This is a genomic window from Streptomyces sp. NPDC005374 (assembly GCF_042872225.1).
In the GTDB taxonomy this organism is placed as follows: Bacteria; Actinomycetota; Actinomycetes; order Streptomycetales; family Streptomycetaceae; genus Streptomyces.
The window spans coordinates 1053512-1075387 of sequence record NZ_JBIAKA010000001.1; the positions used below are offsets into that span (position 1 = coordinate 1053512).

Here is a 21876-nt window from a genome sequence, read left to right on the forward strand (position 1 = left end):
CACGATGATCGGGTTGCGCGGCGGGGGCCACGCGTCCTAGAAAAGCAGTCGGGTGGAGATATGCATCGCGGTGGCGGACTGGGCGAGGGGACCGATGACCTGGGTCCTCGACGTTCCCAACGGGGGAAGCACCGACGCGAGGCGGAAGAGGCCAACGAAACCCGACAGGGACACGGCGCACCCGGTGCGCCGAGCACAGCCGGTGAGTCGGAACGCGACGAGCGACGTATCGAACGTCGGATCGATCGGTTGAGGGCGGGAAGCAGGAATGGTGGTCGGGTGGGGGTGACGTACAAGTACTTCGGCGCGCCCGACGGCGCGACCGCGGCCCGCGTCCCGATCTCGATGCGCCCCGAGGAACTCGGCGGCGACGAGCTCGGCATGGGCGGCATGTTCACCAAGATCAAGCCGGAGACCATGGCGGCCATGGTCCTCACCGGCATAGAAGGCGTACCCCTCAACAAGGTCCCCCCGCTCGAACTGGTCGTCCTCCACCCCGACTACGCGGTGGTCAAACTCCCCATGACGGTCGTGGACCCGCTGCGCGGCATAGGCGAGGAAGCGGTCGGCGCGGCGGCCTTCATCTGGTCGACGGTCCCGGACCGGGGCGGCCCACGGGACGCGTTCAACGTGTACCAACTGCTGCATGAATGGCAGGACTTCAGCCATCGGCTGCATGAGGCGGGGCATCAGCCTTATTGCCTGGTGTGGCCCTGACCTGGGGTTTCGTGGGATTCGGGCGGGGTCTTCGGGCCTCGCCTTTTTCATGTCCCCAGAGGGGCCGTCAGGCGGCCAGGGCACATTGAGGGCACATGGGTTTCGGCGGGGGCACTGATGTGCCCTGGTCGGCAGGCGGGTCGCCTTCCGCCTCGGCTTCCGTGAGGGCGTCGTCGATCGCCTTGCGGGTGCGGGTCTCGCTGGACGGCAGCAGATGCGTGTACGTCCGCAGCGTGAAGCCCGGGTCCGAGTGGCCGAGGAATTCGGAGAGCGCCTTGATGCTCTCCCCCGCGTCCAGCAGCACGGAGGCGTAGGCGTGCCGAAGGGCGTGCATGCCGTCTTCCGGAGCCGCCTGGAGGTAGCGCGCGCCGCGCTCACGCGGAGGGATCACACCGGCGGCAGCCAGGGCGAGCTTCCAGGCACCCATGTTGAAGACGCTGCGGTTGTACGCCCGGCTCTTCTCGTCGACGAAGAGGAGACGGAAGGTCTTCGGTTCGCCGTCCGGCTTGGTCCAGGGCAGCGTGACGGCGACGGGTGGGAACTCCTTCACGTGGGCCTTGAGGGCGGCGGCAAGTTGGGCCGGCAGGGGCACTGACCGGATCTTGTTGCCCTTGGGCAGGGCGAAGACAGGCTTCGTACCGACCAGCCGCACCTGTCGGTTGACGTGGATCCAGCCGCCCTTGAAGTCGATGTCGTCGACTGCGAAGCCGAACACCTCGCCCTGGCGCAGGCCGCAGCCGAAAGCGAGATTGCCACCGGCCTGGAAGCGCTTCGGGAGTCCGGCGACGACCGCGCGTACGCGTTCCAACGACCACGGAATGATCTTCTTCTTGGTCGCCGTCGGTAGCTTGACCGACTTCGCCTTGCAGGGGTTCTTCGGCAGCAACCCGTCCTCCACTGCCGCGCCGAGGATGCTGGAGAGGATGTCGAAGATGCCCTCGATCGTCGACACTTCAAGGCCGCTGTCCTGGAGCGTACGGACCCAACCCTGAACGAGCGAGGGCTGGTTGAGGGACCGCAGTTCGCGTCGTCCGAGGTGCTCGACGATGTGGTTGCGGACGGTCGCCTCGTAGCGAAGGGCGGTCGTCGGGCCGACGGAGTTCGCGTCGAGCCACTTCTGCGCGTAGGCGCCGAGCGTCTGCTTCGTCTCGGCCGGGACGACGTAGGAGCCGCGACGGATCTCGACGTCGACCTCGGCGGCGCGGTTGTCCGCCTCGGCCTTCGTGTGGAAGTTCTCCTTGCGCTGACGGCCGTCCAGGTCTCGGTACCGGACCTGCCAGCGCTTGCCGATGCCGTGATCGGCGGTGGGGACGGCCCGCTTCGTGCGGCCCTTGTGCTCGCTGCACTCGGACTCGTCGGGGTTGGGGTGCGACTTGTGCCAGCGGTCGTACACGTCAGCCAAGAAGGGCCCCCTGAATGTCGTCGAGGGTCCCGCCGAAGTGGGACGCGGGGTCGCGGGCTGCCCACAACGGCAGCAGGGCCGCTGGCGCGATACCGAGAGCCGCGGCGATCGTGACGAGGTCGTCGATGTCGCAGCGGCGGCGGGCGCGTTCGGTGCGGCTGAGAGCGGTGTTGGTCATCGGGCGGCCCAGTGCGGTGCAGCGGGCGGCGAGCTGGTGCTGGGTCAGGCCACGCGTGAGGCGGATGCACTCAATAGCGCGGGCGGAGTGGAGGCCGGCGGGGCCAATTTCGACAGGTCGGGATGCCATGACAGATAGCTTTAACTTGCAGCCGGGCGTTATGGCAAGAGTTGGTTCTTAAACTCTACAGAAGTCGTTCGAGGCAGAGTGGCGTTCGTCTCAGCAATTCACGGCCTATCACGAACCATTCCCCCGAAGCGTCGCACTAACTTTCCTCCGCGCGCACGAAATGGGTGATTTAGGCTATTTTCCACCTAGCCGCCCGAAGGAGGAGCCGTAACCCTTCATGGCAGCTCTCTGGCACATGTGAGCTGTGGCGACGCCTGTGGGCGCCCATTCGACCGACTGCTGCGACGCGGGAATTTCGGCGGCGGTGGGAGCGATTTCGGCAACCGGGGATCCGCCCTTACCGTTTTGGAATCAACCGGTCACACCGAGAAGTGCTGGAGAGTTTGAGAACCAACTCTGGACTTTTCCGCCCGGGGTGTGGCTGTGTTGTCCAAGCCCGATGTCCAAGACCGAAAAGGAGCCCTGTGCCGAATTCCTCTTCCCGCATCACCAACGCCCTTGCCACCGCCGAGGCTGCCAGGCGCGGCCCGCTCGCCGGCCCGCAGGAAGTCGCCGCCTACCTCGGCGTGCCGGTGAAGACCCTCTACCAGTGGAAGTACCGGGGTATCGGCCCCAACGTGCACAAGGTCGGCCGTCACCTGCGCTACCGCTGGTCCGAGGTGGACGCCTGGGTGAACGCCCGGTCCGCGTACGACCTCGCCGTCTGAAGCCGCCCATTCGGGACTGCGAAACGGCCCTCGGCGAGCCACCGCCGAGAGCCGCAGTGTCCCTGCCCCGTCGCCCTTGAATGATCGATCCGGTGGGCCGGGCCTTACCCGTCCGGCCCACCAGGGAGGAACGCCTGTGGACGAACCTACGTCTCCCACCGCCCCCACCGCACTCTCGACGCCCGCCTGGCCGTCCGTCGCCGCCCCCGGACAGGGCCCACACCCCGACCCCGAGCCCTCGTCAACCGAGGACGCGGAAGCGCAGCAGACCGCAGACGGCGCGGAGCTGCTGGACGAGCTGCGGGAAGCCATCGCGCGGTACGTGATCCTGCCGAGCAGCGAGGCGCTGACGGCGGTGACCTTGTGGATTGCGGCAGCGCATATCCAGCCCGCACTGCAGCACGCGCCGCGCCTGGCGGTGGTCGGGCCGGCGAAGCGGTGCGGCAAGTCCCGCCTGCTGGATGTGATCACGGAGACGGTGCACGAGCCGCTGATCACCGTGAACACCAGCCCGGCGGTGGTCTTCCGCGCCATCGGCGACGACCCGCCCACGCTGCTGGTGGACGAGGCCGACACCATCTTCGGCAGCATCAAAGCGGCTGAGAAGAACGAGGAGTTGCGCGGTCTGCTGAACGCCGGTCATCAGCGCAACCGGCCCGCGCTGCGGATCTCCGGGCCGGAGCACAAGCCGCAGGCGTTCCCCACCTTCGCCATGGCTGCGCTGGCCGGGATCGGGGACCTGCCGGACACGATCATGGATCGGGCGGTGGTGATCCGCATGCAGCGCCGCAAGGGCGGCGAGCGGGTGGAGCAGTTCCGCTCCCGCCGGGACATCCCCGCCCTGCACGAAGTGCGCGACCGGCTCGCCGCGTGGCTTCGCCCACTGCTCGACACCGCCGCCGACCTGGTGCCCCCGATGCCGGTACAGGACCGTGCGGCGGACACCTGGGAGCCGCTGGTGATCGTCGCCGAACTGGCAGGCGGTTCCTGGCCGGAGCGGGCCCGCGAAGCGTGCGTGATCATGTGTGCGGCCGAGGTGGGCCAGGACGACGAGTCGAACCTGAAGACCCGCCTGCTGCGGGACATCCGCCGCGTCTTCACGCGCTTCGGCGATCCCGACATCATGCGCACCCGGGACCTGCTGGAGGAACTCCTCAAGGACCAGGAGGCCCCGTGGGCGGAGTACCGCAACACGGGACTGACCTCACGCCACTTGGGGATCCTACTCAAGGACTTCGGCATCCAGGCAGCCGTTCTCCGCTTCGAGGGCGGACGGCAGGCCAGGGGCTTCGCGCACCTGCAATTCACCGATGCCTGGGCACGCTACTGCCCCGAGGAGCCGACACCGACCCGTGGTGACGAGACCGCTCGCCACGGGGAGGCCATACACCCGTAAACACCCGTCACACGCGTCGCATCCCAGGTCAGCCCCGTGACGGGTCGTGCGGCTGTGACGGGTCCTCCCGTACCACGCCGTGCTCCCGTACCTGCTCTGACCAGGCATGCGACGGGTGCGACGAGTCACCGCACCTCTCAGTGGTCACCCCACGATCGTGGCCGCCGACCGTTCCCTGCCTGGAGTACCCCGCGTGCCTTCGTCCACCGCCACCACGCCCGCCGCGATACCTGGAACCGCCGCGATCCGGCTCGGCATCGTCCTGCTCGGCACGATCGGCTTCGCGCTCTCCTACGACGCGCTGCGTCAGATGGCCGTCGCGATCCACGTGCGCGGACTGCTCACCTACGCCTTCCCCCTCGTGATCGACGGGTTCATCGCCATCGGCGTCGGCGCCCTTCTCATCCTGCGCAACGCCCCGCTGCACTCCCGCTTCTACGTGTGGGCGCTCGTCGGGATCGCCACCATCACCAGCATCTGGGCCAACGCCCTGCATGCCGTCCGCCTCAACCAGCAGACCCGACAACGCAACGGACTCCATCTCGACGACTTCACCGTCGGCGGCCTGTCCGCCATCGCCCCGCTCGCCCTGGCCGGCGCGGTCCACCTCTACATCGTCGTCCACCGCCATGCCGCTGCTCACGGTCCAGCCAATGTGGCGCGAGATGCTGCCGACGTGGCTCCGGACACCACCGAAGTGGCTGAGGACTCGCAATCCTCCACCGAACCGCAGGATCACGAGCCCAACGAGATCTCTCCCGAGCGGCTCGCCCTCGCGCGTATTGCGCCGCTGGGGCGCAAAGGGCGTGCCTCACGCCGCCACATCGAAGTCACCTTCCGTAGCAGGGACTTGACCATCGGCAGGACTGAGGCGGACAAGCTCAAGGACCTCCTTCAGGCCGAACTCGACGAAGCCGCTTCCCAGCAGAGGGACCTCGACACGACCCCCGCCAGGGCCGCCTGACCCCTGCCTTCGCGCCGATCGCCCCGCCTCCCGGGCTCACTCCCGTGTCCCCGTGCAGCCGAGCACGGGGACACGGGAGCCGCGCGCAGCGAAGCGCCCGACACTCAAGCAACCCCCGGAGACCCCCATGCACGACCCGTACCGCGAAATCCTCACCCCCCAGCAGGAGATGACCACCGACCCCAACAGCGCAGCAAGGTATGCCGCTGGACCGTCCAAGGGCCGGCCCAACGGGGATGCCTCCGCCCCGGGGGTGGCGGAGGACCTCGGGCACCAGGGGGCGCACGAGGGGGAAGAGCCCGTCGACACCGCCGCCGCTGTGCCGCTGCCGCGTGCTGCCGAAGCCGCCGCGCTGCACCGTGTCGCCCGACGCCGTAAGCCCGACCCGAACGGCCAACGCAAGGAGCGTGTCGACGCGCGCTACAGCGTCGCCGAGAAGAAGGACATCCTGCGCATGGCCCGGTCACTGAACATCGCCGGCGCCCACTACGTCGGCGCCGTCGTCATGGCCCACATCCACGGTGATCTCACGCTGCCCGGCCAGCGCACTCCGCTGGACGACTACATCGACGAGCTGACCGCCCTGCGTGGCGAGGCCGCCAAGATCGGTCACAACATCAACCAGATCGCCAAGAAGCTGAACTCCGGTGGTCATCCACAGCTTGGGGATACCGCCGTTCTGGCCCAGGCCGAGCGCACCTTGACCGCGGTCGGCGCCACCGTTCGCCACATCGCGGCAGCCGCGAACCAGGCCGTCACCAAGAAGGCGGCCCGATGATCGCGAAGATCGGCAGCGGCAAATACACCGCGGGACTGATCCGGTACCTCTTCGACACGAAGAAGGCCAAGGACCACACCGACCCGCACCTGGTCGCCTCCTGGGACGGCTTCGCCCCAGACCCCGGCCGCACGGACGACTATGACGCCACCAAGAAACTTTTGGTGGCCGACCTCAACCTGCACGTCAAGCAGGCCCGGCGACTGGGCCGCGCCCCCGAGAAACACGTGTGGCACTGCTCGATCCGTGCCACCGAGAGCGACCGCCACCTCAGCGACGAGGAGTGGGCCGACATCGCCCGCCGGGTGGTCGCGGCCACCGGCATCGCGCCCGACGGCGACCCGGACGGCTGCCGGTGGGTCGCCGTCCGCCACGCCCCCGACCACATCCACATCGCCGCCACCAAAGTCCGCGCCGACCTGAGCACCGCACGCCACTGGAACGACTACAACACCGCCGACCGCGAACTCGCCGCCATCGAGAAGGAATACGGCCTCTTCCAAGTCGTACGCGGTGACCGCACCGCCGCAAAGCGCCCCACCCGCGCCGAGCAGGAGAAGGCCCGCCGCGCCGGCCACGACAAGCCCGCCCGCGAACGTCTGCGCACCACAGTGCGGACCGCCGTGGCCGCCGCTTCCAGCATGGAGGAGTTCGTCCACCTGCTCAGCCACATCGACGGCGTACTCGCCGAGGTCGTGTACTTCCCCTCCGGCGATGTGCGGGGCTACAAGGTGGCCAGCAAAGACACCACCACCGCCGACCACGAGCCCGTCTGGTTCTCCGGCTACGAACTCTCCCCGGACCTGTCCTTCCCCAAGATCCAAAAGCGTCTGGCGGGCATCTACCCGCAGTCCACTGGGCAGCCGGGTCGGCGCAGGACCAACCCGTGGCACCAGGCCACCGCCGCCACCGAGCGCATCCCCCACCACCTGGCCCAGGCCGACGACGAAGCCTCCCAGGCCCACCTCGCCGCCTTCGGCGAGGCCCTCGACGCCCTCCCGCTCCTCGCTCCACAGGCTCTGCGGCCCCAACTTCGAGAGGCAGCAACCGCGTTCGAGCGTGCCACTCGCTCTCGCATCCAGGCCGAACACCACCACGCTCGCGCACTGCGCGGCGCCGTGCGGGCGATGCTCCGCGAGCCCGCCCCCAAGGACGGCGCCATCCTGGTGATGCTCCTGGACGCCGCGATCCTCCTGGTCATCGCCGCCGCCCGCTGGCACCAGCTCCGCCGCCATGACCAGCAAGTCGTCGCCACCCAGCAGACCCTGCTCCACCTCCAGGCCGCCTACGACCACGCAGCAGCCGCACCGCTGGCCGCCCTCGCCCAACGCCAGCCGCCCCAGCAGGCCGTGGAGCGGCAGATCCGCCGCCTACGCCAGGCCGTGCCCGACCACGCCGAGCAGGTCATCGCAGACCCCGCCTTCGACGCCCTCGCAGTCACCCTCGCCGAGGCAGAAGCAGCCGGACACGACCCGGAGCGGCTCCTCCAACAGGCAGCCGACCAGCGGGCCTTGGACGACGCCGGCTCTGCCGCACGCGTCCTGATCTGGCGCATTCAACGTCTCACGGCAGCGTCGGCACCCAGCACACCAACTCATGACTCTGCTTCGACCCGGCGCATCCCGCTCACGTCGACACGGCAGCCTTCCGCGCAGCAGTCCGCTATCAGTGGCCAACGCCGCCGCTGACCTACGGCTGACGGCCCGATCGCAGCCTCCGAGCCAATGAACCATCCGCGATGGACTGGCGATTATCGACCCTGAAGCGACTAGCAATCGAGCAGATCACGCGCCACAGAGAAGCGCTTGTGCAAAAACTCCTACATCAACTAAAGTCCGCCTGGCAGTGAAGTGCTGCAATGCGAAGTCCGACCAGAGGAGTCGTCCGCATGAGCGTGCCTCTTTCATCCTGGGCGACCGAGGTGTTCGGCAAGCAGGCGTCCGCAGTCCGCATGGGCCTCGGGCAGGCACTACGGAACATGCAGGCCAACGCCCAGGCCGCGCAGGAACAGGCCGATTCGCGCACCAACCACACCTACGGCTCGGCCCGTTGGCAGGGCCAGTTCGAGCGAGTGTGGGAGGAACTGAAGGATCTGCCCGGCTCCACTCCCGTCAAGCCGTTCGGGTTCCCCTTCGAGCTCATGGTCGTCGGAAACGGCCTGCTCTATCCGTTCCTCTACTCGAAGACCACGTCGGACGTTCGCACAGCCCGCATCCCGCGTGAGTCTCGGTTGGTGAAGGAGCTGTTCACGTTCGCGCCCGACCCGGCCGAGGTGCAGGGCGCATTCGACTTCGACGACCTCGACGAGAGCGGCCAGGTGGTGGAGCCACGAGGTGGTCTCGCGACCGTGCCGCCTGGCACACGCCTGGTCCTGGTTCCCTTCGCTTGCAACGCCTCCGAGCTGCTGGAGGCTCACTGGGGCATGGCCGCACTGGGTGCCGAGCGACGCCTGGAGTGGGCGACGCTCCCCGAGGCACTTACGCTGCCTGACACCGTCACCTTCCACGGGCAGCATCTGAGGAGCATCCCCAAGCAGTCGATGTCGTCCGAGCGGGAGCTGACGAGCTTCGACGGTGGAGCAGAGCCGACCCTTACGCTGTCGTCGCGTGGGAACGTTGATCAGCAGCGCGACGTTCCGCCCCTGACCGAAGCAGAGCTACGCGAGGACCAGACCAGCGAAGACGATGCGAACGATTAAGCAAGACCTCATTCCGGGCTTGGAGGAGCGGGGCACAACGCCCCGCGCCATTTCCGACGGCTTCGATCCCGCCCGGCTGACGCAGGCGCGTCGGCTGGCCGAGATGACGAAGAAGGACGTCGCGACTGCCCTTGGGGTGACCCCGGCGGCCGTGGGCCAGTACGAGACCGGGGTTTCCCGTCCTCGCCCGGACCTCATCCCCCGTCTTGCCGAATCACTCGGCGTACCTGCCACTTTCTTTCTGGTCGGCCGTCCGGCAAGCCGACTCGATTCCTCCATGGCCCACTTCCGCAGCTTGCGCAGCACGCCGAAGTCCCAGAGGGAACGGGCCCTGGCCTTCGCCGAACAGGTATGGGAACTCACCTACGCCCTCGAACGACGGATTCAGCTTCCCCTCGTGAACCTGCCCGGCTTTGCCGGCGGTGAGGTCCACCCCGGAGCCGAACTGCCCACGGACCCGGCAGCGGCAGCACGCGAGCTGCGGCGGCGGTGGGGTATGGGAGAAGGACCGGTCACCCACCTCGTCCGACGTATGGAATCCCACGGCATCGTTGTCGTGATGCCCCCCGCGTCCGATCCTTCGGCAGCGACCGTGGACGCGTTCTCCACTCGGGCGGCACGGCCGCTTGTAGTCCTTACTGCCAATCGGGCCGATGACATCTACCGCCATCGCTTCACGGCCGCCCACGAGCTCGGGCACCTCGTACTCCATGGCGACGCCACCGGTGACAGCCGTCAAGAGAAGGAAGCCGACGCCTTCGCCGCAGAGTTCCTCACCCCCCAGGACAGCATCCTTCCCTTCCTGCCCAAGCGGATGGACCTCGCGCGCCTGGCCGAGCTCAGGCAGGTCTGGGGCGTTTCCATCCACTCGCTCGTCTACCGATGCCGTGAACTCGGCCTGATCTCCGACGCCACGACCAGCCGCACATATCAACGCCTTCGTGCGCTGGATGGCCAGCCCGGCTTCATCCCCGAGTCGGTATCGAACTACGCCGGCGAGCAGCCCTCTCTGCTGCGCCAAGCCTTCGAACTAGCCCGCAAGGAAGCGGATCTGTCAGTGGCCACACTGGCGCATGAACTGGCCTGGACGCCGCAGCGCGTTCGTGAGCTGCTCGACGTCCAGGAACAGCGGCCGGTCCTACGCCTCGTGCAGTAGTAGGGCAGCTTGTGTGCCATTACGCCTGGGCTGCAAGGAAGCGAGATTCTCGTTGGACAGCCAGTCTGTTCGCCAACGCCCCGGGACCGATCTTGCTCAAGGCCCAGAGGCTGCTGGTCCTCCGGGCCCACTGCCAGAGCGGATCGTCCGCATCCACAGGGGTACGGAAAGGCAGCACAGGGATGCTGCAGGCATCAAACGGATCAACGTCGAGGTAGCGCAGCCCGCCGGTGCCGCACAGATAGTGGGTACTGCTGGTGGCTGCGGCGAGATCGGCAAGGCGCTCGGACCGACCTTGACGGGTCGAGATCTCACTGCTCACCAGCACTTCTCCTGACCAGCCAAGAGCGGTGAGCAGGGCGATCGTCGATGCTCTCGCGAGGTCGGCCACGCGGTCTGTGGTGTCGATCATGCACAAGACCGCGTCTAGGACCTCGCGCGCGGCATCCCAGTAGCGGCTGTGGCCGTAGTACTGGCGCACGAGCAGTTCGACCGCCCGTCGCGAGCGGCGGGGATCGACGAGCCGAGCCTGGCTGATCCTCGTCGCGCGCCCGTGGGGAAGGTGCGTCGGGAGCGTGAGCCACTGCTGCCGACCAGGATCGTCCAAGGCGGCGAGACGGGCTCGATGCTGGTAGTCGCGCCGGGCGAACTGCACATCGTCGAGGACGATCCAGCGGTCGGCGGCAAAGAGCTTCGCCAATGTGGACAGCCGTGGAAACAAGTTCGGTTGATGAATCGCACACACCCCGTCCGACGGACCGACGCGGGGTGATTCAGTCGCTGATGAGGCGGCTGTCGAATCCGGCCTGCAGAAGGCGCTCGTAGGCGTCATGGACATCCTTCGGTACGTCCTGCTCAACGGCGAAGCCGAGCTTCGGGTATTCGATCACCCGTTGCAGGTCTCCGACGAGCATGTCGACGACGAGCTTCTCGTCGCCGATGGACTTGATGTAGTCGTCCAACTCAAGTGGCTCAGAGGCACAGACCACCTCCACCTCCGGCCACAGGTTGCGGCAGGTCGCGTACGAGCGGCGCTCCATGTACGGCTTAGAGATCAGCAGAAGCGACTCCACCTCCACGCCAGCGTCGGCCAGCAGCTCGCGGGAGAAGGTGATGTTCTGGCCGGTGTTCGCCGCCTTCGGTTCCACCAGAATCGCCTCGTCCGGAACGCCCAGGGCGAGCGCATGCTCGCGGTAGTGGACGGCCTCGCCGCGCGGGAAGCGGGCTCGGGTGGTGGGGCTGTTGCCGCCGCTGAACACCACGATGGGGACGAGGTCGGCGCGGTAGAGGTCGGCGGCAGTGGTGGCCACGCCCAGGTCGTGGCTGCCCAGGCCGATCGCCGCCGAGCAGGGCCGCTGCTCGTGGCCCATCTGGTGGTAGTTCCAGATCAACGTCGCGTCGTGGAACTGCTCGTCGGTGATCTGGCGCTGCTGGTGCTCCGGCACTGGCACTCCCTGACTCATCCCTGCTGGCCTCTACGGATGCCCTCGATGCTGCGCAGCTGGTGGCTCAGCCCGAACTGCTGGGCCACCTGTGCCGCCTGATCGAGGACGGACAGCCCATCATTCCGGGTCGCCGCGTCCGACAGAAGGATGTGCCCGTACGCGGTGTCCAGCCGCACCCGCTGCATCGGGGAGTCGACCATGCCGGTGGTACGCGCGACGTCGATGTAATGCAGGGCCTGCTTCAGATCGCCGACGCCGCGATGGGCCAGGGCCAGCTTCTGGTGGGCGACCGACCAGTCCTCCGGCTCGCCGAGGTCCTCGAAAGCTCGGGTGGCGGCCGTCATCACGTTGGTGGCGTACTCGTTGTCGCCCTCCTTGCTCAGGGCCGTACCGACCCAGAGCTGGGCGCGGGCGCGGTCGCGAGGGCTCAAGCGCTCATCCGTGGCGAGGAGTTCGTAGTGGCGGGCGGAGGCTTCGAGCCGACCGGACATCTCCTGCACGACGGCGAGGGACAGCTCGATCTGCGCCACCCGCCGCGGGATGTCGAGTTCGGTGAACATGCCGTGGGCAGTGCGGTAGGAGTGAAGGGCGGAGAGCGGGCCGAGGATCGCGCCCTGGTCCCGCTGAAGGTCACCGAGCAGAACGAGTGAACGGCCGTACAAATAGAGGCCCTTGTTGTCCAGGCGGTGCGGGTCGTGACTCCCCAGCCAGCGGTTCAACAAGGTGGAGGCGAAGGAGAAGTTCTGGCGGCTGATGCAGACCACAGCCCGCTCGATGTCCTCGGTCCAGGTCTCGTAGTCCGCCGGCCTTGCGCTCTCTCGCTCCGGGACCAGCACCGCCTCGAACCGGGCATGAGCTGCAGCATCGGCACGAGCCAGCGCGGTGTCGAGGATCGCCTGGGTATCGGGCCGCGGCTGCGTTCCGGCGCGCAGGCTCTCCCACTTGGCCACCGTACGCAGGGCGACGCCCAGGTGCTCGGCGAAGGCGCGCGTGCTCATGCGCAGGGCAGCGCGCAGAGCGCTCGCCTCCCGGCCTGTCCATTGCTGCACGCTGACCACGGCTGACCTCCCCTCCGTCACGTATGTAAGCACCCTCCGTGACGGCGCAGGGCGAGAAGTGCAACGGAAGTACAACAGCAGGTCATTTCGAGGCCGTTCGCACTGGCCGACGCTATGGGCATGGACGAGGAACTCATCACGGAACGCCGCCCGGTCACCGGCCCCCACGTCTTCGGCTACATACGCCATGTGACCGGTGGACAGGCCCGCCATGCGGCGTTGGTCGACTGCCTGACCGAGTACTGCCGACGGCACGAACTGACCCTGTGCGGGGTCTTCACCGACCGCGAGGCGACCGTAACCGTCCGCTCCCCCGCCTTCGTCGGTCTCCTCGACGCCCTCGGACTCCCCGACACCTACGGCGCCGTGATCCCCGTCCTCAGCCATCTCGGCCCCAAGCGGACCGCCGGCGAGCGGAAGCGGCAGATCACCGCGACCAACACCCGTCTGATCGTGGTCCGTTCCACCCTGGCGACCACTGGTCCCGCGCCTTCGCTGGGCAAGAGTTCCGACCTCCAACGGCAAAGAGGCACGTGATGTTCCTACGCGAAGCGCTGCGGAGCGCCCTCATGGTCAACGATGTGCCCGGACTGCGCCTGCTCCAAGTCGGCGACTGCTGGGACCTCGTACGGACCCCCGCGGACATCGGCTTCCTGGCCTTGGCTCACCTCCGCGCCACCGACGCGACGATCGGCCCCGTACTGTACGACAAGCCCAACGAACGCCTCTACTACGCGATCAGGACCGGCACCCTCGGCAGTTGGGACGACTTGCCCGTGCGGCATCTCTCCAGCAACTCTTGGCTGGTGGCCCCTGGCCTGGAGCTGATGGACGACTGGTTCGGCGGCTGGTGCGAACTGCCCGACGACAACACCCTCACGGACGCCGACACCCTCCGCGCCGCGCTGTCCCACCCGTACGTCCTCGCCGGCCAGGAGGAGCCCTCCGGCGCCTGTCGTAGACAGACCGAGTTCGAAGAGGCAGGCCGGTGAATACCCGCGCAATCATCTGTCACATGGAGTGGACCATCCAGCCCGACCGGGAGCCGGATGCGGAGCCGACCACGTACGCGATGCAATGCGCCGTCTGCGGCGAGACCTCCCCACCCAGCATCGACTTCGCCGAACCACAGGACTGGGTGTTCGGGCACGGCGGCCGCAACCCGTCGCACCACACCTACCGGGAGGTCATCACCCGGCCATGGCGGGCCTGGTGGAAGCCGTGACAGGCCGTGCCGTGAGTCGACTGGCGCGCTACACGGCCCGCTTCCGATCATGCTGATCGCCGCCTCGTGCGGCTTCGTGATCGGCGTCGCGGTCTGCACCACCCCAGCCGGCCCCTGAGTTCCCGTCCCTGCCGGACGCAGCCGATCGAGAGGTTCCCCCCACCCGAGAAGCCCCGGCAGGGGCGGGTCGTAAGCCCCCGCCCCGGGCGGATCAACCGCCCGAGCCCTGGACAGGTCGAGCGCCGTCCGGGGCGGGTCCGCAATGCCGTTTCATCCCGAACCCCAGGAGGAACAATGCCGAACGACACCACCACCCCGGCGACCGGACCGGCCCAGGCCGGGCTGGTCAAGGCACGTCGCCGCATCCAGGCCGCCCGCGAGCGGGGCGTCACCCCGTCCGACGGTGGCAGCACCGGCCGTACCGACGGCAACGACTGATCCAGGAGGAGAAGCGTTGTCGCCGCTGAATCCGGCGGCTCACCTGGGCCAGGACGAGTTCTTGGCCCAGGTGCTCCACCGCCACTACCGCCACATCCCTGCCGCCCTCCCGAACCCGGGTGAGCTGATCACCTGGGACGACGTGAACACCATCCTGGCGACCCACCGCCTGGAGCCGCCCCGCTTCCGCCTCTCTGCGGACGGGGAGATGCTGCCCGCCCACCGCTACACCGCTCCCGTCACCACCCGCCGTCACACTGTGTGGCAGCGCCTGCACCCCACCGAACTGCACGACCGACTCGCCGAGGGCGCCTCCCTGGTCATCGACGCCGTCGACGAACTACACCCACCCATCGGCCGCGCGGCCATGGAACTGGAGCAGTGGCTGCGCACCGGCGTGCAGACCAACCTGTATGCGTCCTTCACCGCGCGCGAGGGCTTCGGCGTGCACTGGGACGACCACGACGTCGTCGTCATCCAGATCGACGGCGCCAAACGCTGGAAGCTGTACGGCCCCACACGCACCGCCCCCATGTACAAGGACACCGACGAACCCGAACCGCCGCCGGAGGAACCGGTCGCGGAACTGGTCCTGCGCCCAGGGGACATTCTCTATCTCCCGCGCGGTTGGTGGCACTCGGTGGCTGCCTCCGAAGGCGAGCACTCCCTCCACCTCACCTTCGGCATCCAGACCACCACCGGCGCCCAACTCCTGTCCTGGCTCGCCGACGACCTACGCCGCCACGACGTCCTGCGCGAAGACCTGCCCGTACACGCCACCGCAGCGCAGCAGGCCACATACCTGGAACGACTGCGCAAGGAAGTCACCACCGCCCTTGAAGACCCCGGATTGCTCGGCCGCTACACGGCGATGCGCGACAGCACCGACCTCACCCGCCTCCGCCCGAGCCTTCCTCACATCACCGGACTCCCTGCAGACCCGGACATCCACATCCAGTTGACCAGCAGTCGCGCGCAGATAGGCCCCGCGCCCGACGGCGACGGATGATCTTCCGAGCCTGCGACAACGAATGGGAGTTGGCCAAGGAAGCCCTGCCTCTGCTTCAGTGCCTGATGTCCGCCGCACCCGGCACCGTCTCCCTCGGCGAACTGGTCACGGCAGCCGGAATCCCCCTCGCGGACGTGACGGCCGTCGTCTCCGATCTGATCAACGGCCAAGCAGCCACAGTGGTGCAAGGAGACCGACGATGACGATCCCGTCTCTCGGTCTGGGCACCCACCGCATCCACCCGTCCGCACTGTCCGAGGCCGTCATCCGCGCAGCCACCGACCCGACCACCGCATGGATCGACACAGCGCCCAACTACCTCAACGGACAAGCCCAGTCGCTACTCGCCCCGGTTCTCATCCAGCACCGCGTCCCGGTCTCCACGAAGGTCGGATTCCTCACCTACCGGGCCATCAAGGACGCCGTCGCCGACGGTGCCCTCACCACCGATGCCGCCGAACACGGACACTGCCTCAGCACCCCGTACGTCCACTGGCAGTGCTCCCGCAACCGCACCGAACTCGGCCGCGCCCACCTGGACCTCGTCTTCACCCACAACCCCGAACGGCTCCCAGGCGACCCGTACGAATCTCTGCGCGAAGCCTTCACCGCCCTCGAAGCAGAAGCGGCAGCGGGCGCCCTGAGCGCGTACGGCGTCGCCACCTGGGACGGCTTCGACACCGGCGCCCTGAGCATCCCCTCCCTGCACCAACTGGCGGCCGAAGCCGCCGGCACAGAACACCACCACCTGCGAGCCATCCAACTGCCCGTATCCCTCGTCACCGCCACCGCGTTCGCCCAAGCCCTAGACGGAGAGGGTCCCATCGCCCAGGCAGCCGAACTCGGATGGCAGGTGTACGCCTCAGCACCCCTGTTCGGCGGGGAACTTCCCCACCTGGCCACACCCGAACTCACCGAGCTCCTCAGCCCGGATCTCACCGTCCCCCAGGCATGCCTCCTCGCCACGGCCTCGTGCCCGGGAGTAACACGGATTCTGCTCTCCACCTCCACCCCGGCACACTGGGCCGAGGCGCAAACGGCTCTGCGAAGCCCGCCCATCCCAGTCCCCACGCTGCGAAAGGTGCTGGATGTACTCGCCGCCGACTGACCCCGCCGACCAACAGCGCATGCACGGAGCATTCGTCCAGGCCGCGCAGACGCTGAACACCACAGTCGTCGGTCCGGAGGTCTGGGGCTGGTACGGCCGCACCATCAGCAGCCGCGTCCAGCACCCGAACCGCGGAGTCTGCTGGCTGAGGCTGCTCTCGGTACCCGAGGACAAGGCGGCCGGGAGGATCTGGGAGGGCAACGGCCAGGCCGCCGCCCTGTTCGACCGGCACGTCCGCAAACCGCTGCTGTACGACACCTCGGAGGCGAGGAGCGACGGCCACGCCTACCGCGCGGAACTGCACCAGTACGTCACCGAACCCGCTGTCTCTCCGAGCCCAGTCCTGCACACGGATCCCGATCCGCCGGTCTCGTGGTGGGATTCGCTCCGAGCGGACCTGGACTACGTGAGCAGGGTCCCGACGGACCGCGTGGCCGTACGCCAGGAGTGGGTGGACCGCAGCGTCCCCCGCTTCCTCGGCATCCCCGGCCCCCGCATCACGGACTGGACGACGGCCCACGGAGACCTGCACACCGCCAACCTCACCAACACCACCCCCTACCTCCTCGACTGGGAAGGCTTCGGCCAAGCGCCCGCCGGCTACGACGCGGCCATGCTGCTGGCGTACTCCCTGCTCGTGCCGGGATTCATCCAACGTGTCCGGGACGCCTTCCCCGTACTCAAGACAGAACCCGGACGCGTCGCGCAGATCATCGTCATCACCGAACTGCTGCAGTCAGCCTCGCGTGGAGACCATCCTGAATTGGTGCCCACGCTCCGGGCCCTGGGTGCAGAGCTTGCTTGACTGGCTCGTCAGCAGCCAATAGCGCTCTTCAAACCGGCTCTGAATTCCAGTGATTTAGGGTGTTTTCGCAGGCGAACCTGAACCCACCTCAACCCGCTCTGACCAGCTAGGCAGCCACTCCCGCACAGGGGGACCTCAGGTTCCTGGTTTACGCCTCACCCCGTACTGCCCAGGGAGGCCAGGACGTACCGTCTTCCTTCAATCCGGGGCAGAGCAGGCCAGACAACCCCGAAGGATTACGCAAAAGCGACGGCGTCTCGGCCTCTACTGCCGCACAATGGGCTCCTGTCCCATCCGGCACACAGAATGCCCATGTGCCCCGTCGAGAGCGGTGATGACGGCGTCCCGTTGGTACAAGTGTGACCTTCAAGTGGCCACACCGGCATGGAAGTTCAAACTACCGGCAGGTAGCTCATACGACTTCTCCCTGGAGGAGGACAGGGCCCTCTTCGCGGACGCCTACATGGAGAGGCTCCGCGACTGCGGCATCGAGGTGATCGCACTGGCGGACCACAACACCGGTGCATGGCTGCCTGTCATGGAGGCCGCGGGACGCAAGTACGACATCGTCGTGTTCCCTGGCGTCGAGGTGACGACGGCCTCTGGGTCGGACGGGGCTCACCTGGTACTGATCGGCGACCTGGACCGTACAGAGCAGGACATCAATGTGCTACTTGCTCGCACTTGCGGATTCGAAGATGACCATCCGAGGTTGAACCCGAGGACGAATGATCCCGCACCAGCTCCCCGGACGGTCAATCAGATCCTGGATGACCTTCCTGATCAGTGGCTGGCTATTGCTCCGCACGTGCTCACCGAAAACGGTCTCGCGTCGGGAAAGACCGTGCGCGGGGATCTGCGTTGGAAGGCACTTCATCACGACCGGCTCGGCGCGGTGGACCCCGGCGAGGTAACAGAGGAGCGGCGCGCGGGGAAGGGTTTCGTTGCCCAGTTCCTCAACCGGGCTCTTGGCGGATTCCCGTGTCTTGCCCGCATGCCGTTTCTCGCAACGTCAGACGCCTACAGCCTGGAGGGTTTGGGGTCGCGTTTCACGTGGATCCGGATGGACACCCCGTCGAAAGAGTCACTGCGCCAGGCATTTCTTGACCACGACGCCCGCATCATGCCGAGCTGGGATCCGCGGCTGATCGCGAACCCAGACCCCAATGTCATCGACCACGCCTGGGTGGGGAATATCGAACTCGGTGGCACGTTGGGCAACTCCATAGAGCCGCTACGGATCTCCTTCGACCCACGGCTGAACGTCATTATCGGAGGCCGCGGCGCCGGCAAATCAACCGTGGTCTCCGCCTTGCGACAGCTGTACGGCAGCACCCAGAGCCTTCCGGACTCCATCGAGCACGAGGCGACCGCCTTCGTCGATGGCGTCTTCAGCGAAGCACGATTGACCGCACAGCACAGGCTCGCCATCTCTCGGGAGCAGCAGACTGCGCTATGGAGCTCCCCGTTGGGCTCACGCACGGAGCGAAACGGCGTGCAGTTGCCGACACACTTCCCGATGCGTGTCTTCAGCCAGAAGGAGCTGTTCGAACGGACCGCTCATGACCGCGCGGACCGCTTCGCCGCATCTAAGCACCTGTTGAGCCTCGTTGATACGGCTCTTGAGGCTGACGCAGCCGCTCCGGGCGGATTCGCGATCGAGTTGGACGCGGTACGGACACAGTGCTTGACGAGAGTCGCTAAGCGCATCAGCGTCGAGGCGCGGCTCGCTCAGCGCCCCTCACAGGAAGCCCGGCACGACGAACTCCTCCATCAAATTGAGGCATTCGGGGATGCTGAGAGCCAAAGCTCCCGCTTGGAAAGCGAGCGGATCCGGCGCGACCACGCCAGACTCGGCGCCGACACCGCGCGGTTCGAAGCCGCAGTCGACGAACTTGGCGCGGCGACGATCAAACGCCTGGAAGCCGCACTGCCAAAGCCTCCAACAGGGTTGGACGAGGAGCCCCGGCAGTTGTACGCGGAACTTGCCCAGATCCGTGACGAGCTCAACCGGACCGTCGGAACCAGTGTCATAGCGGCGAAGGAGGCACTCGCGCAGAACCGCCAGCGGCAGCAGACAGGAGTCTGGGCCGATCGGGTGCAGCGCGCGGACACGAAAATCATCGAGTTCCAGCAGCGCTTGAGCCTGCTCGGCGTGGAGCCCACGGCCTACCTCTCGCTTACCGAGGCGCTGAACTCCGTGCAGGGAATCCTGCGGGAGCTTGAGGAGGACGAAGCCTCTGCCCCTGGGCTACGCAGCTCGGAGGAAGCTGCGTGGTCCGACCTGGAGCACACGTACGAACGCCGGCGTCGGCGGCGGGAGACGCTGTTCGCCGAAGTGGCCAAGCGCAGCGGTTCACTGCGTTTCGAGGTGGTCCCGCACGGTAACTGCACCAGCTGGGTACAGGATGTGCGTAGTCAACTCGGCGTGCGATCTGACGGGTTCGTCGACGACATCCCGGCTCTGGCCGAGTGGCTTTGGAGCGCGCCACTCAACGACGGGCAACGCCGTCAGGAACTCTGGCGCCAGTCCCTGCTGAATTGTAACTTCACACAACTGCGCCAAGAGGCCGGCGGCAAGGCCACATGGTGGAGCAAACTAGCGAAGCTAGAGTCGACACAACGCATCCGCCTCGCAATGAATTTCCCGGACGACGCAGTGGTGATGTACTTCCTGCGGGACGGCGGCAAGGCCGAGAACGACGCCGACTGGCAGTCCGTCACCACCGGTTCACCAGGCCAGCGCAGCGCGGCCATGCTCAGCTTCGTCCTACACCATGGGACGGAACCGCTCGTGCTAGACCAGCCCGAGGATGACCTGGACACTGCGTGGATCTCTCAGCTCATCGTCCCCGAGATCAGGAAGAGTCGGTGGCACCGCCAGGTCATCGTGATCACCCACAACGCCAACATCCCTGTAAACGCTGACGCGGAGCGGGTGATCGTCCTCGAAAACGACGGCTCCCGGATCCGAATCAAGACCAGCGCTTCGGAGACAGGTCCGGAGGGGTACCAAGAGCAGGAGCACGTGGGCCCCATCGAAGTGACGAAGGTCCGCCATGACATCCAGGACATCCTGGAGGGTGGAACCGCAGCATTCATGTCCCGGGAGCGCCGCTACAACAACGAGCTCAGCACCTACCGAGCCGCTCTACACGGCTGACAGTAAAACCAGCTTCCGCAATGGTTCCAACCTCTGGTCCGCCCACTGGTGAAGTCCCAGGTCACCTCAGAATCCCCGATGCTGCGAACGAGACTGCTGTGACTCCCCATACGTCCGCTTCCATAAATGACTGCGTAGTGTGAAACGTAAATCCAGGCACCTGCGGGCGATGATCATGCACGGCAGTCACAAGCGCTCCCAGCGTCGAGACGGCCGTGGCAAGAGATGACAAGAAGCGTGCAGGGAAAGGCACTTCGCTCCGACGGAAGAACGGCCTGGAAGCCCCGCCGAGGGCGGAGCTTGGGCGGTCGGTAGAGCTGTCTCCGCGGTACATACTGCACGATCTCGCTCAGGCCCTTTCCCTACGGAACAGTCCTGGCCATGCGCCTACTACGTTTTGGGAGGGGAACGAGCACTGCGGACGCCTTGACGTAGCCCGCCTTCAGGCTCAGTGCTTTATGTTCTGCCCGGGCGGAGGAGGCACCGTCAGACACTCTGCGCTTCCTCCACCCGAGGCTGGATCGAGTTCTCACCCGCGGTCAAGTGCCCGCCGTGGTTCCCCCGCCCGGACGGCGACGAGCGACAGAGGCCGGCGTTGGGCGTTGCGTGGAAACATTGGGATTGCGGGCCCGACCTCGATCTGCGGGCACGCGCGGAGAAGAGGGAGCAGGAGGCGCTGCAGCGGTAGCCGCGAGGTCATTCAGCGTGGCGTTCACCACCGGCCAGCACATGTCGAGTGTGTCGCGGTTCGGGCTGTGTCCGGTCCGTTTCTCTGCCATGGGATGGACGAGATTCCTGTAGTGCCGGACAAGCTCAGAGGCCAGTTTGGCATCGTGTTCGATCCATTTGTTCTCGTACGCGAAGTCCACGAAGTCATTCAGCCCCATGTTCCGCAACGGCTTCGGCATGCGTACGCCTGCGGTGCGGATCTGCGCGGCATGCGCGAGAACCCCCTCCAGGAGGCTGCCCAGCATGATGACCGCCGACGTGTAGGCGCCATGCTCGTAGCAGGTACGTGCCTCGTCCAGTCGGAGTTGCACGGTGGCCGCGAGTTCCGGGTCGCTCACCACCTCCGTCACAGAAACCTTCAGCTCGACACGCGGCAGCTGCCGTACTTCGTTCTCGAAACCGGCTTCGCAGCGGACGAGGACCGGCTGGCCTTCTTCCTTTCCGATCCGGCGTCCGTCGAGCACGAGTACCTCGTTGAGTCGCTTCAGCGTGGCGTGGTACTCCTGCTGCTGGTTGTAGTACTCAAGGCGGTTCGCCAGGCGCAGGATTGCGCGCGCGGCGTCGTCCGTGCTGTCCTCCTGCCGCTCCTTGAGGAGTTCCCGGGCCCACCTGTGCCTCGGTGTGCCGTCGTACTCCGGAACGTCGTCCCAGCCCGCCCGCTGGAAGAACGCGGCTATCTCGTACCCCTTCCGGTAGAGCAGCGGCGTCTCGTCCCCGCAGATCAGGTGGGCGACCTCCGTCAGCGTGCTGTCGTCGAAGATCTCGTTCACA

The 21876-nt window shown here is 67.0% G+C and carries 23 protein-coding genes; 17 read left to right on the forward strand and 6 right to left on the reverse strand.

All coding sequences use genetic code 11. From position 1 onward, the window contains the following. Positions 1-60: 60 nt before the first annotated feature. Positions 61-717 (forward strand): hypothetical protein, encoded by a 657-nt coding sequence (locus ACFYRX_RS04925; RefSeq protein WP_389096660.1) that lies wholly within the window; start codon positions 61-63, stop codon positions 715-717. A 67-nt stretch (positions 718-784) separates the two neighbouring features. Here ACFYRX_RS04925 and ACFYRX_RS04930 read toward each other — a convergent pair whose 3' ends face one another. Together ACFYRX_RS04930 and ACFYRX_RS04935 are read right to left on the reverse strand one after the other, a co-directional pair. Then, positions 785-2110: a tyrosine-type recombinase/integrase gene (locus ACFYRX_RS04930; protein WP_389096938.1), complete on the reverse strand. Its 1326-nt coding sequence runs from the start codon at positions 2108-2110 to the stop codon at positions 785-787. A gap of 1 nt (position 2111) precedes the next feature. Then, entirely contained in the window at positions 2112-2426 is a 315-nt protein-coding gene (locus ACFYRX_RS04935) for a helix-turn-helix domain-containing protein (protein WP_389096661.1), read from the reverse strand. Between the two features lie 464 nt (positions 2427-2890). On the opposite strand from ACFYRX_RS04935, the gene ACFYRX_RS04940 reads away from it, so the two are divergent. The 7 genes from ACFYRX_RS04940 (at position 2891) to ACFYRX_RS04970 (ending at position 10125) form a co-directional block, all read left to right on the forward strand. Beyond that, positions 2891-3133, forward strand: a complete 243-nt coding sequence (locus ACFYRX_RS04940) for a helix-turn-helix transcriptional regulator (RefSeq protein WP_389096663.1) — start codon at positions 2891-2893, stop codon at positions 3131-3133. A 136-nt stretch (positions 3134-3269) separates the two neighbouring features. Further along, positions 3270-4529, forward strand: a complete 1260-nt coding sequence (locus tag ACFYRX_RS04945) for a DUF3631 domain-containing protein (protein WP_389096665.1) — start codon at positions 3270-3272, stop codon at positions 4527-4529. A gap of 193 nt (positions 4530-4722) precedes the next feature. After that, the gene (locus ACFYRX_RS04950; RefSeq protein ID WP_389096667.1) at positions 4723-5493 is read left to right on the forward strand and encodes a DUF2637 domain-containing protein; all 771 of its coding nucleotides are present in this window, start codon (positions 4723-4725) and stop codon (positions 5491-5493) included. 127 nt (positions 5494-5620) lie between these two features. Beyond that, the gene (locus ACFYRX_RS04955; RefSeq protein ID WP_389096669.1) at positions 5621-6271 is read left to right on the forward strand and encodes a MobC family plasmid mobilization relaxosome protein; all 651 of its coding nucleotides are present in this window, start codon (positions 5621-5623) and stop codon (positions 6269-6271) included. Further along, positions 6268-7959 (forward strand): relaxase/mobilization nuclease domain-containing protein, encoded by a 1692-nt coding sequence (locus ACFYRX_RS04960; protein WP_389096671.1) that lies wholly within the window; start codon positions 6268-6270, stop codon positions 7957-7959. Before ACFYRX_RS04955 ends, ACFYRX_RS04960 begins: the two co-directional genes overlap by 4 nt. A gap of 200 nt (positions 7960-8159) precedes the next feature. Continuing rightward, a complete protein-coding gene (locus ACFYRX_RS04965) occupies positions 8160-8969 on the forward strand; it encodes a hypothetical protein (protein ID WP_356381486.1) in 810 nt (269 codons plus the stop codon). Continuing rightward, on the forward strand, positions 8956-10125 hold the full coding sequence (locus tag ACFYRX_RS04970) for a helix-turn-helix domain-containing protein (RefSeq protein ID WP_389096673.1): 1170 nt from the start codon (positions 8956-8958) through the stop codon (positions 10123-10125). Before ACFYRX_RS04965 ends, ACFYRX_RS04970 begins: the two co-directional genes overlap by 14 nt. Positions 10126-10144: 19 nt before the next feature. On the opposite strand, the gene ACFYRX_RS04975 is transcribed toward ACFYRX_RS04970, so the two are convergent. The 3 genes from ACFYRX_RS04975 to ACFYRX_RS04985 are packed head-to-tail and all read right to left on the reverse strand — an operon-like array spanning position 10145 to position 12628. Then, the gene (locus ACFYRX_RS04975) at positions 10145-10870 is read right to left on the reverse strand and encodes a WbqC family protein (RefSeq protein WP_389096940.1); all 726 of its coding nucleotides are present in this window, start codon (positions 10868-10870) and stop codon (positions 10145-10147) included. A gap of 28 nt (positions 10871-10898) precedes the next feature. Continuing rightward, entirely contained in the window at positions 10899-11588 is a 690-nt protein-coding gene (locus tag ACFYRX_RS04980) for a YdcF family protein (protein ID WP_389096675.1), read from the reverse strand. Continuing rightward, on the reverse strand, positions 11585-12628 hold the full coding sequence (locus ACFYRX_RS04985) for a helix-turn-helix domain-containing protein (protein ID WP_389096677.1): 1044 nt from the start codon (positions 12626-12628) through the stop codon (positions 11585-11587). Before ACFYRX_RS04985 ends, ACFYRX_RS04980 begins: the two co-directional genes overlap by 4 nt. A gap of 120 nt (positions 12629-12748) precedes the next feature. Here ACFYRX_RS04985 and ACFYRX_RS04990 point away from each other — a divergent pair, with 120 nt between their 5' ends. The 9 genes from ACFYRX_RS04990 (at position 12749) to ACFYRX_RS05030 (ending at position 20376) form a co-directional block, all read left to right on the forward strand. After that, on the forward strand, positions 12749-13165 hold the full coding sequence (locus ACFYRX_RS04990; RefSeq protein WP_389096679.1) for a hypothetical protein: 417 nt from the start codon (positions 12749-12751) through the stop codon (positions 13163-13165). Beyond that, a complete protein-coding gene (locus ACFYRX_RS04995; RefSeq protein WP_389096681.1) occupies positions 13165-13620 on the forward strand; it encodes a hypothetical protein in 456 nt (151 codons plus the stop codon). The genes ACFYRX_RS04990 and ACFYRX_RS04995 overlap by 1 nt, the downstream gene beginning before the upstream one ends. Before the next feature lie 23 nt (positions 13621-13643). Beyond that, positions 13644-13853, forward strand: coding sequence for a hypothetical protein (locus ACFYRX_RS05000; RefSeq protein ID WP_389096683.1), 210 nt, complete (start codon positions 13644-13646; stop codon positions 13851-13853). Positions 13854-14147: 294 nt separating this feature from the next. Beyond that, complete coding sequence (locus ACFYRX_RS05005; protein ID WP_389096685.1) at positions 14148-14291, forward strand: hypothetical protein; 144 nt, start codon at positions 14148-14150, stop codon at positions 14289-14291. A 16-nt stretch (positions 14292-14307) separates the two neighbouring features. Continuing rightward, positions 14308-15300: a cupin domain-containing protein gene (locus ACFYRX_RS05010; RefSeq protein WP_389096687.1), complete on the forward strand. Its 993-nt coding sequence runs from the start codon at positions 14308-14310 to the stop codon at positions 15298-15300. Continuing rightward, positions 15297-15503, forward strand: coding sequence for a hypothetical protein (locus ACFYRX_RS05015; protein WP_389096689.1), 207 nt, complete (start codon positions 15297-15299; stop codon positions 15501-15503). Before ACFYRX_RS05010 ends, ACFYRX_RS05015 begins: the two co-directional genes overlap by 4 nt. After that, positions 15500-16408 (forward strand): aldo/keto reductase, encoded by a 909-nt coding sequence (locus ACFYRX_RS05020; protein WP_389096691.1) that lies wholly within the window; start codon positions 15500-15502, stop codon positions 16406-16408. Before ACFYRX_RS05015 ends, ACFYRX_RS05020 begins: the two co-directional genes overlap by 4 nt. A 19-nt stretch (positions 16409-16427) precedes the next feature. After that, entirely contained in the window at positions 16428-17213 is a 786-nt protein-coding gene (locus ACFYRX_RS05025) for a phosphotransferase (protein ID WP_389096693.1), read from the forward strand. 334 nt (positions 17214-17547) lie between these two features. Next, positions 17548-20376, forward strand: coding sequence for a TrlF family AAA-like ATPase (locus ACFYRX_RS05030; protein WP_389096695.1), 2829 nt, complete (start codon positions 17548-17550; stop codon positions 20374-20376). 539 nt (positions 20377-20915) lie between these two features. On the opposite strand, the gene ACFYRX_RS05035 is transcribed toward ACFYRX_RS05030, so the two are convergent. Then, the gene (locus ACFYRX_RS05035) at positions 20916-21875 is read right to left on the reverse strand and encodes a hypothetical protein (RefSeq protein ID WP_389096697.1); all 960 of its coding nucleotides are present in this window, start codon (positions 21873-21875) and stop codon (positions 20916-20918) included. Position 21876 lies beyond the last annotated feature (1 nt).

What these genes read in the sequence shown, in the direction of transcription:
- ACFYRX_RS04925 (WP_389096660.1), top strand. Translation starts at nt 61, where the DNA reads ATGCATCGCGGTGGCGGACTGGGCGAGGGGACCGATGACCTGGGTCCT.
- ACFYRX_RS04935 (WP_389096661.1), bottom strand. Translation starts at nt 2,426, where the DNA reads ATGGCATCCCGACCTGTCGAAATTGGCCCCGCCGGCCTCCACTCCGCC.
- ACFYRX_RS04955 (WP_389096669.1), top strand. Translation starts at nt 5,621, where the DNA reads ATGCACGACCCGTACCGCGAAATCCTCACCCCCCAGCAGGAGATGACC.
- ACFYRX_RS04960 (WP_389096671.1), top strand. Translation starts at nt 6,268, where the DNA reads ATGATCGCGAAGATCGGCAGCGGCAAATACACCGCGGGACTGATCCGG.
- ACFYRX_RS04965 (WP_356381486.1), top strand. Translation starts at nt 8,160, where the DNA reads ATGAGCGTGCCTCTTTCATCCTGGGCGACCGAGGTGTTCGGCAAGCAG.
- ACFYRX_RS04970 (WP_389096673.1), top strand. Translation starts at nt 8,956, where the DNA reads ATGCGAACGATTAAGCAAGACCTCATTCCGGGCTTGGAGGAGCGGGGC.
- ACFYRX_RS04980 (WP_389096675.1), bottom strand. Translation starts at nt 11,588, where the DNA reads ATGAGTCAGGGAGTGCCAGTGCCGGAGCACCAGCAGCGCCAGATCACC.
- ACFYRX_RS04990 (WP_389096679.1), top strand. Translation starts at nt 12,749, where the DNA reads ATGGACGAGGAACTCATCACGGAACGCCGCCCGGTCACCGGCCCCCAC.
- ACFYRX_RS04995 (WP_389096681.1), top strand. Translation starts at nt 13,165, where the DNA reads ATGTTCCTACGCGAAGCGCTGCGGAGCGCCCTCATGGTCAACGATGTG.
- ACFYRX_RS05000 (WP_389096683.1), top strand. Translation starts at nt 13,644, where the DNA reads ATGGAGTGGACCATCCAGCCCGACCGGGAGCCGGATGCGGAGCCGACC.
- ACFYRX_RS05005 (WP_389096685.1), top strand. Translation starts at nt 14,148, where the DNA reads ATGCCGAACGACACCACCACCCCGGCGACCGGACCGGCCCAGGCCGGG.
- ACFYRX_RS05015 (WP_389096689.1), top strand. Translation starts at nt 15,297, where the DNA reads ATGATCTTCCGAGCCTGCGACAACGAATGGGAGTTGGCCAAGGAAGCC.
- ACFYRX_RS05020 (WP_389096691.1), top strand. Translation starts at nt 15,500, where the DNA reads ATGACGATCCCGTCTCTCGGTCTGGGCACCCACCGCATCCACCCGTCC.
- ACFYRX_RS05025 (WP_389096693.1), top strand. Translation starts at nt 16,428, where the DNA reads ATGCACGGAGCATTCGTCCAGGCCGCGCAGACGCTGAACACCACAGTC.
- ACFYRX_RS05030 (WP_389096695.1), top strand. Translation starts at nt 17,548, where the DNA reads ATGACGGCGTCCCGTTGGTACAAGTGTGACCTTCAAGTGGCCACACCG.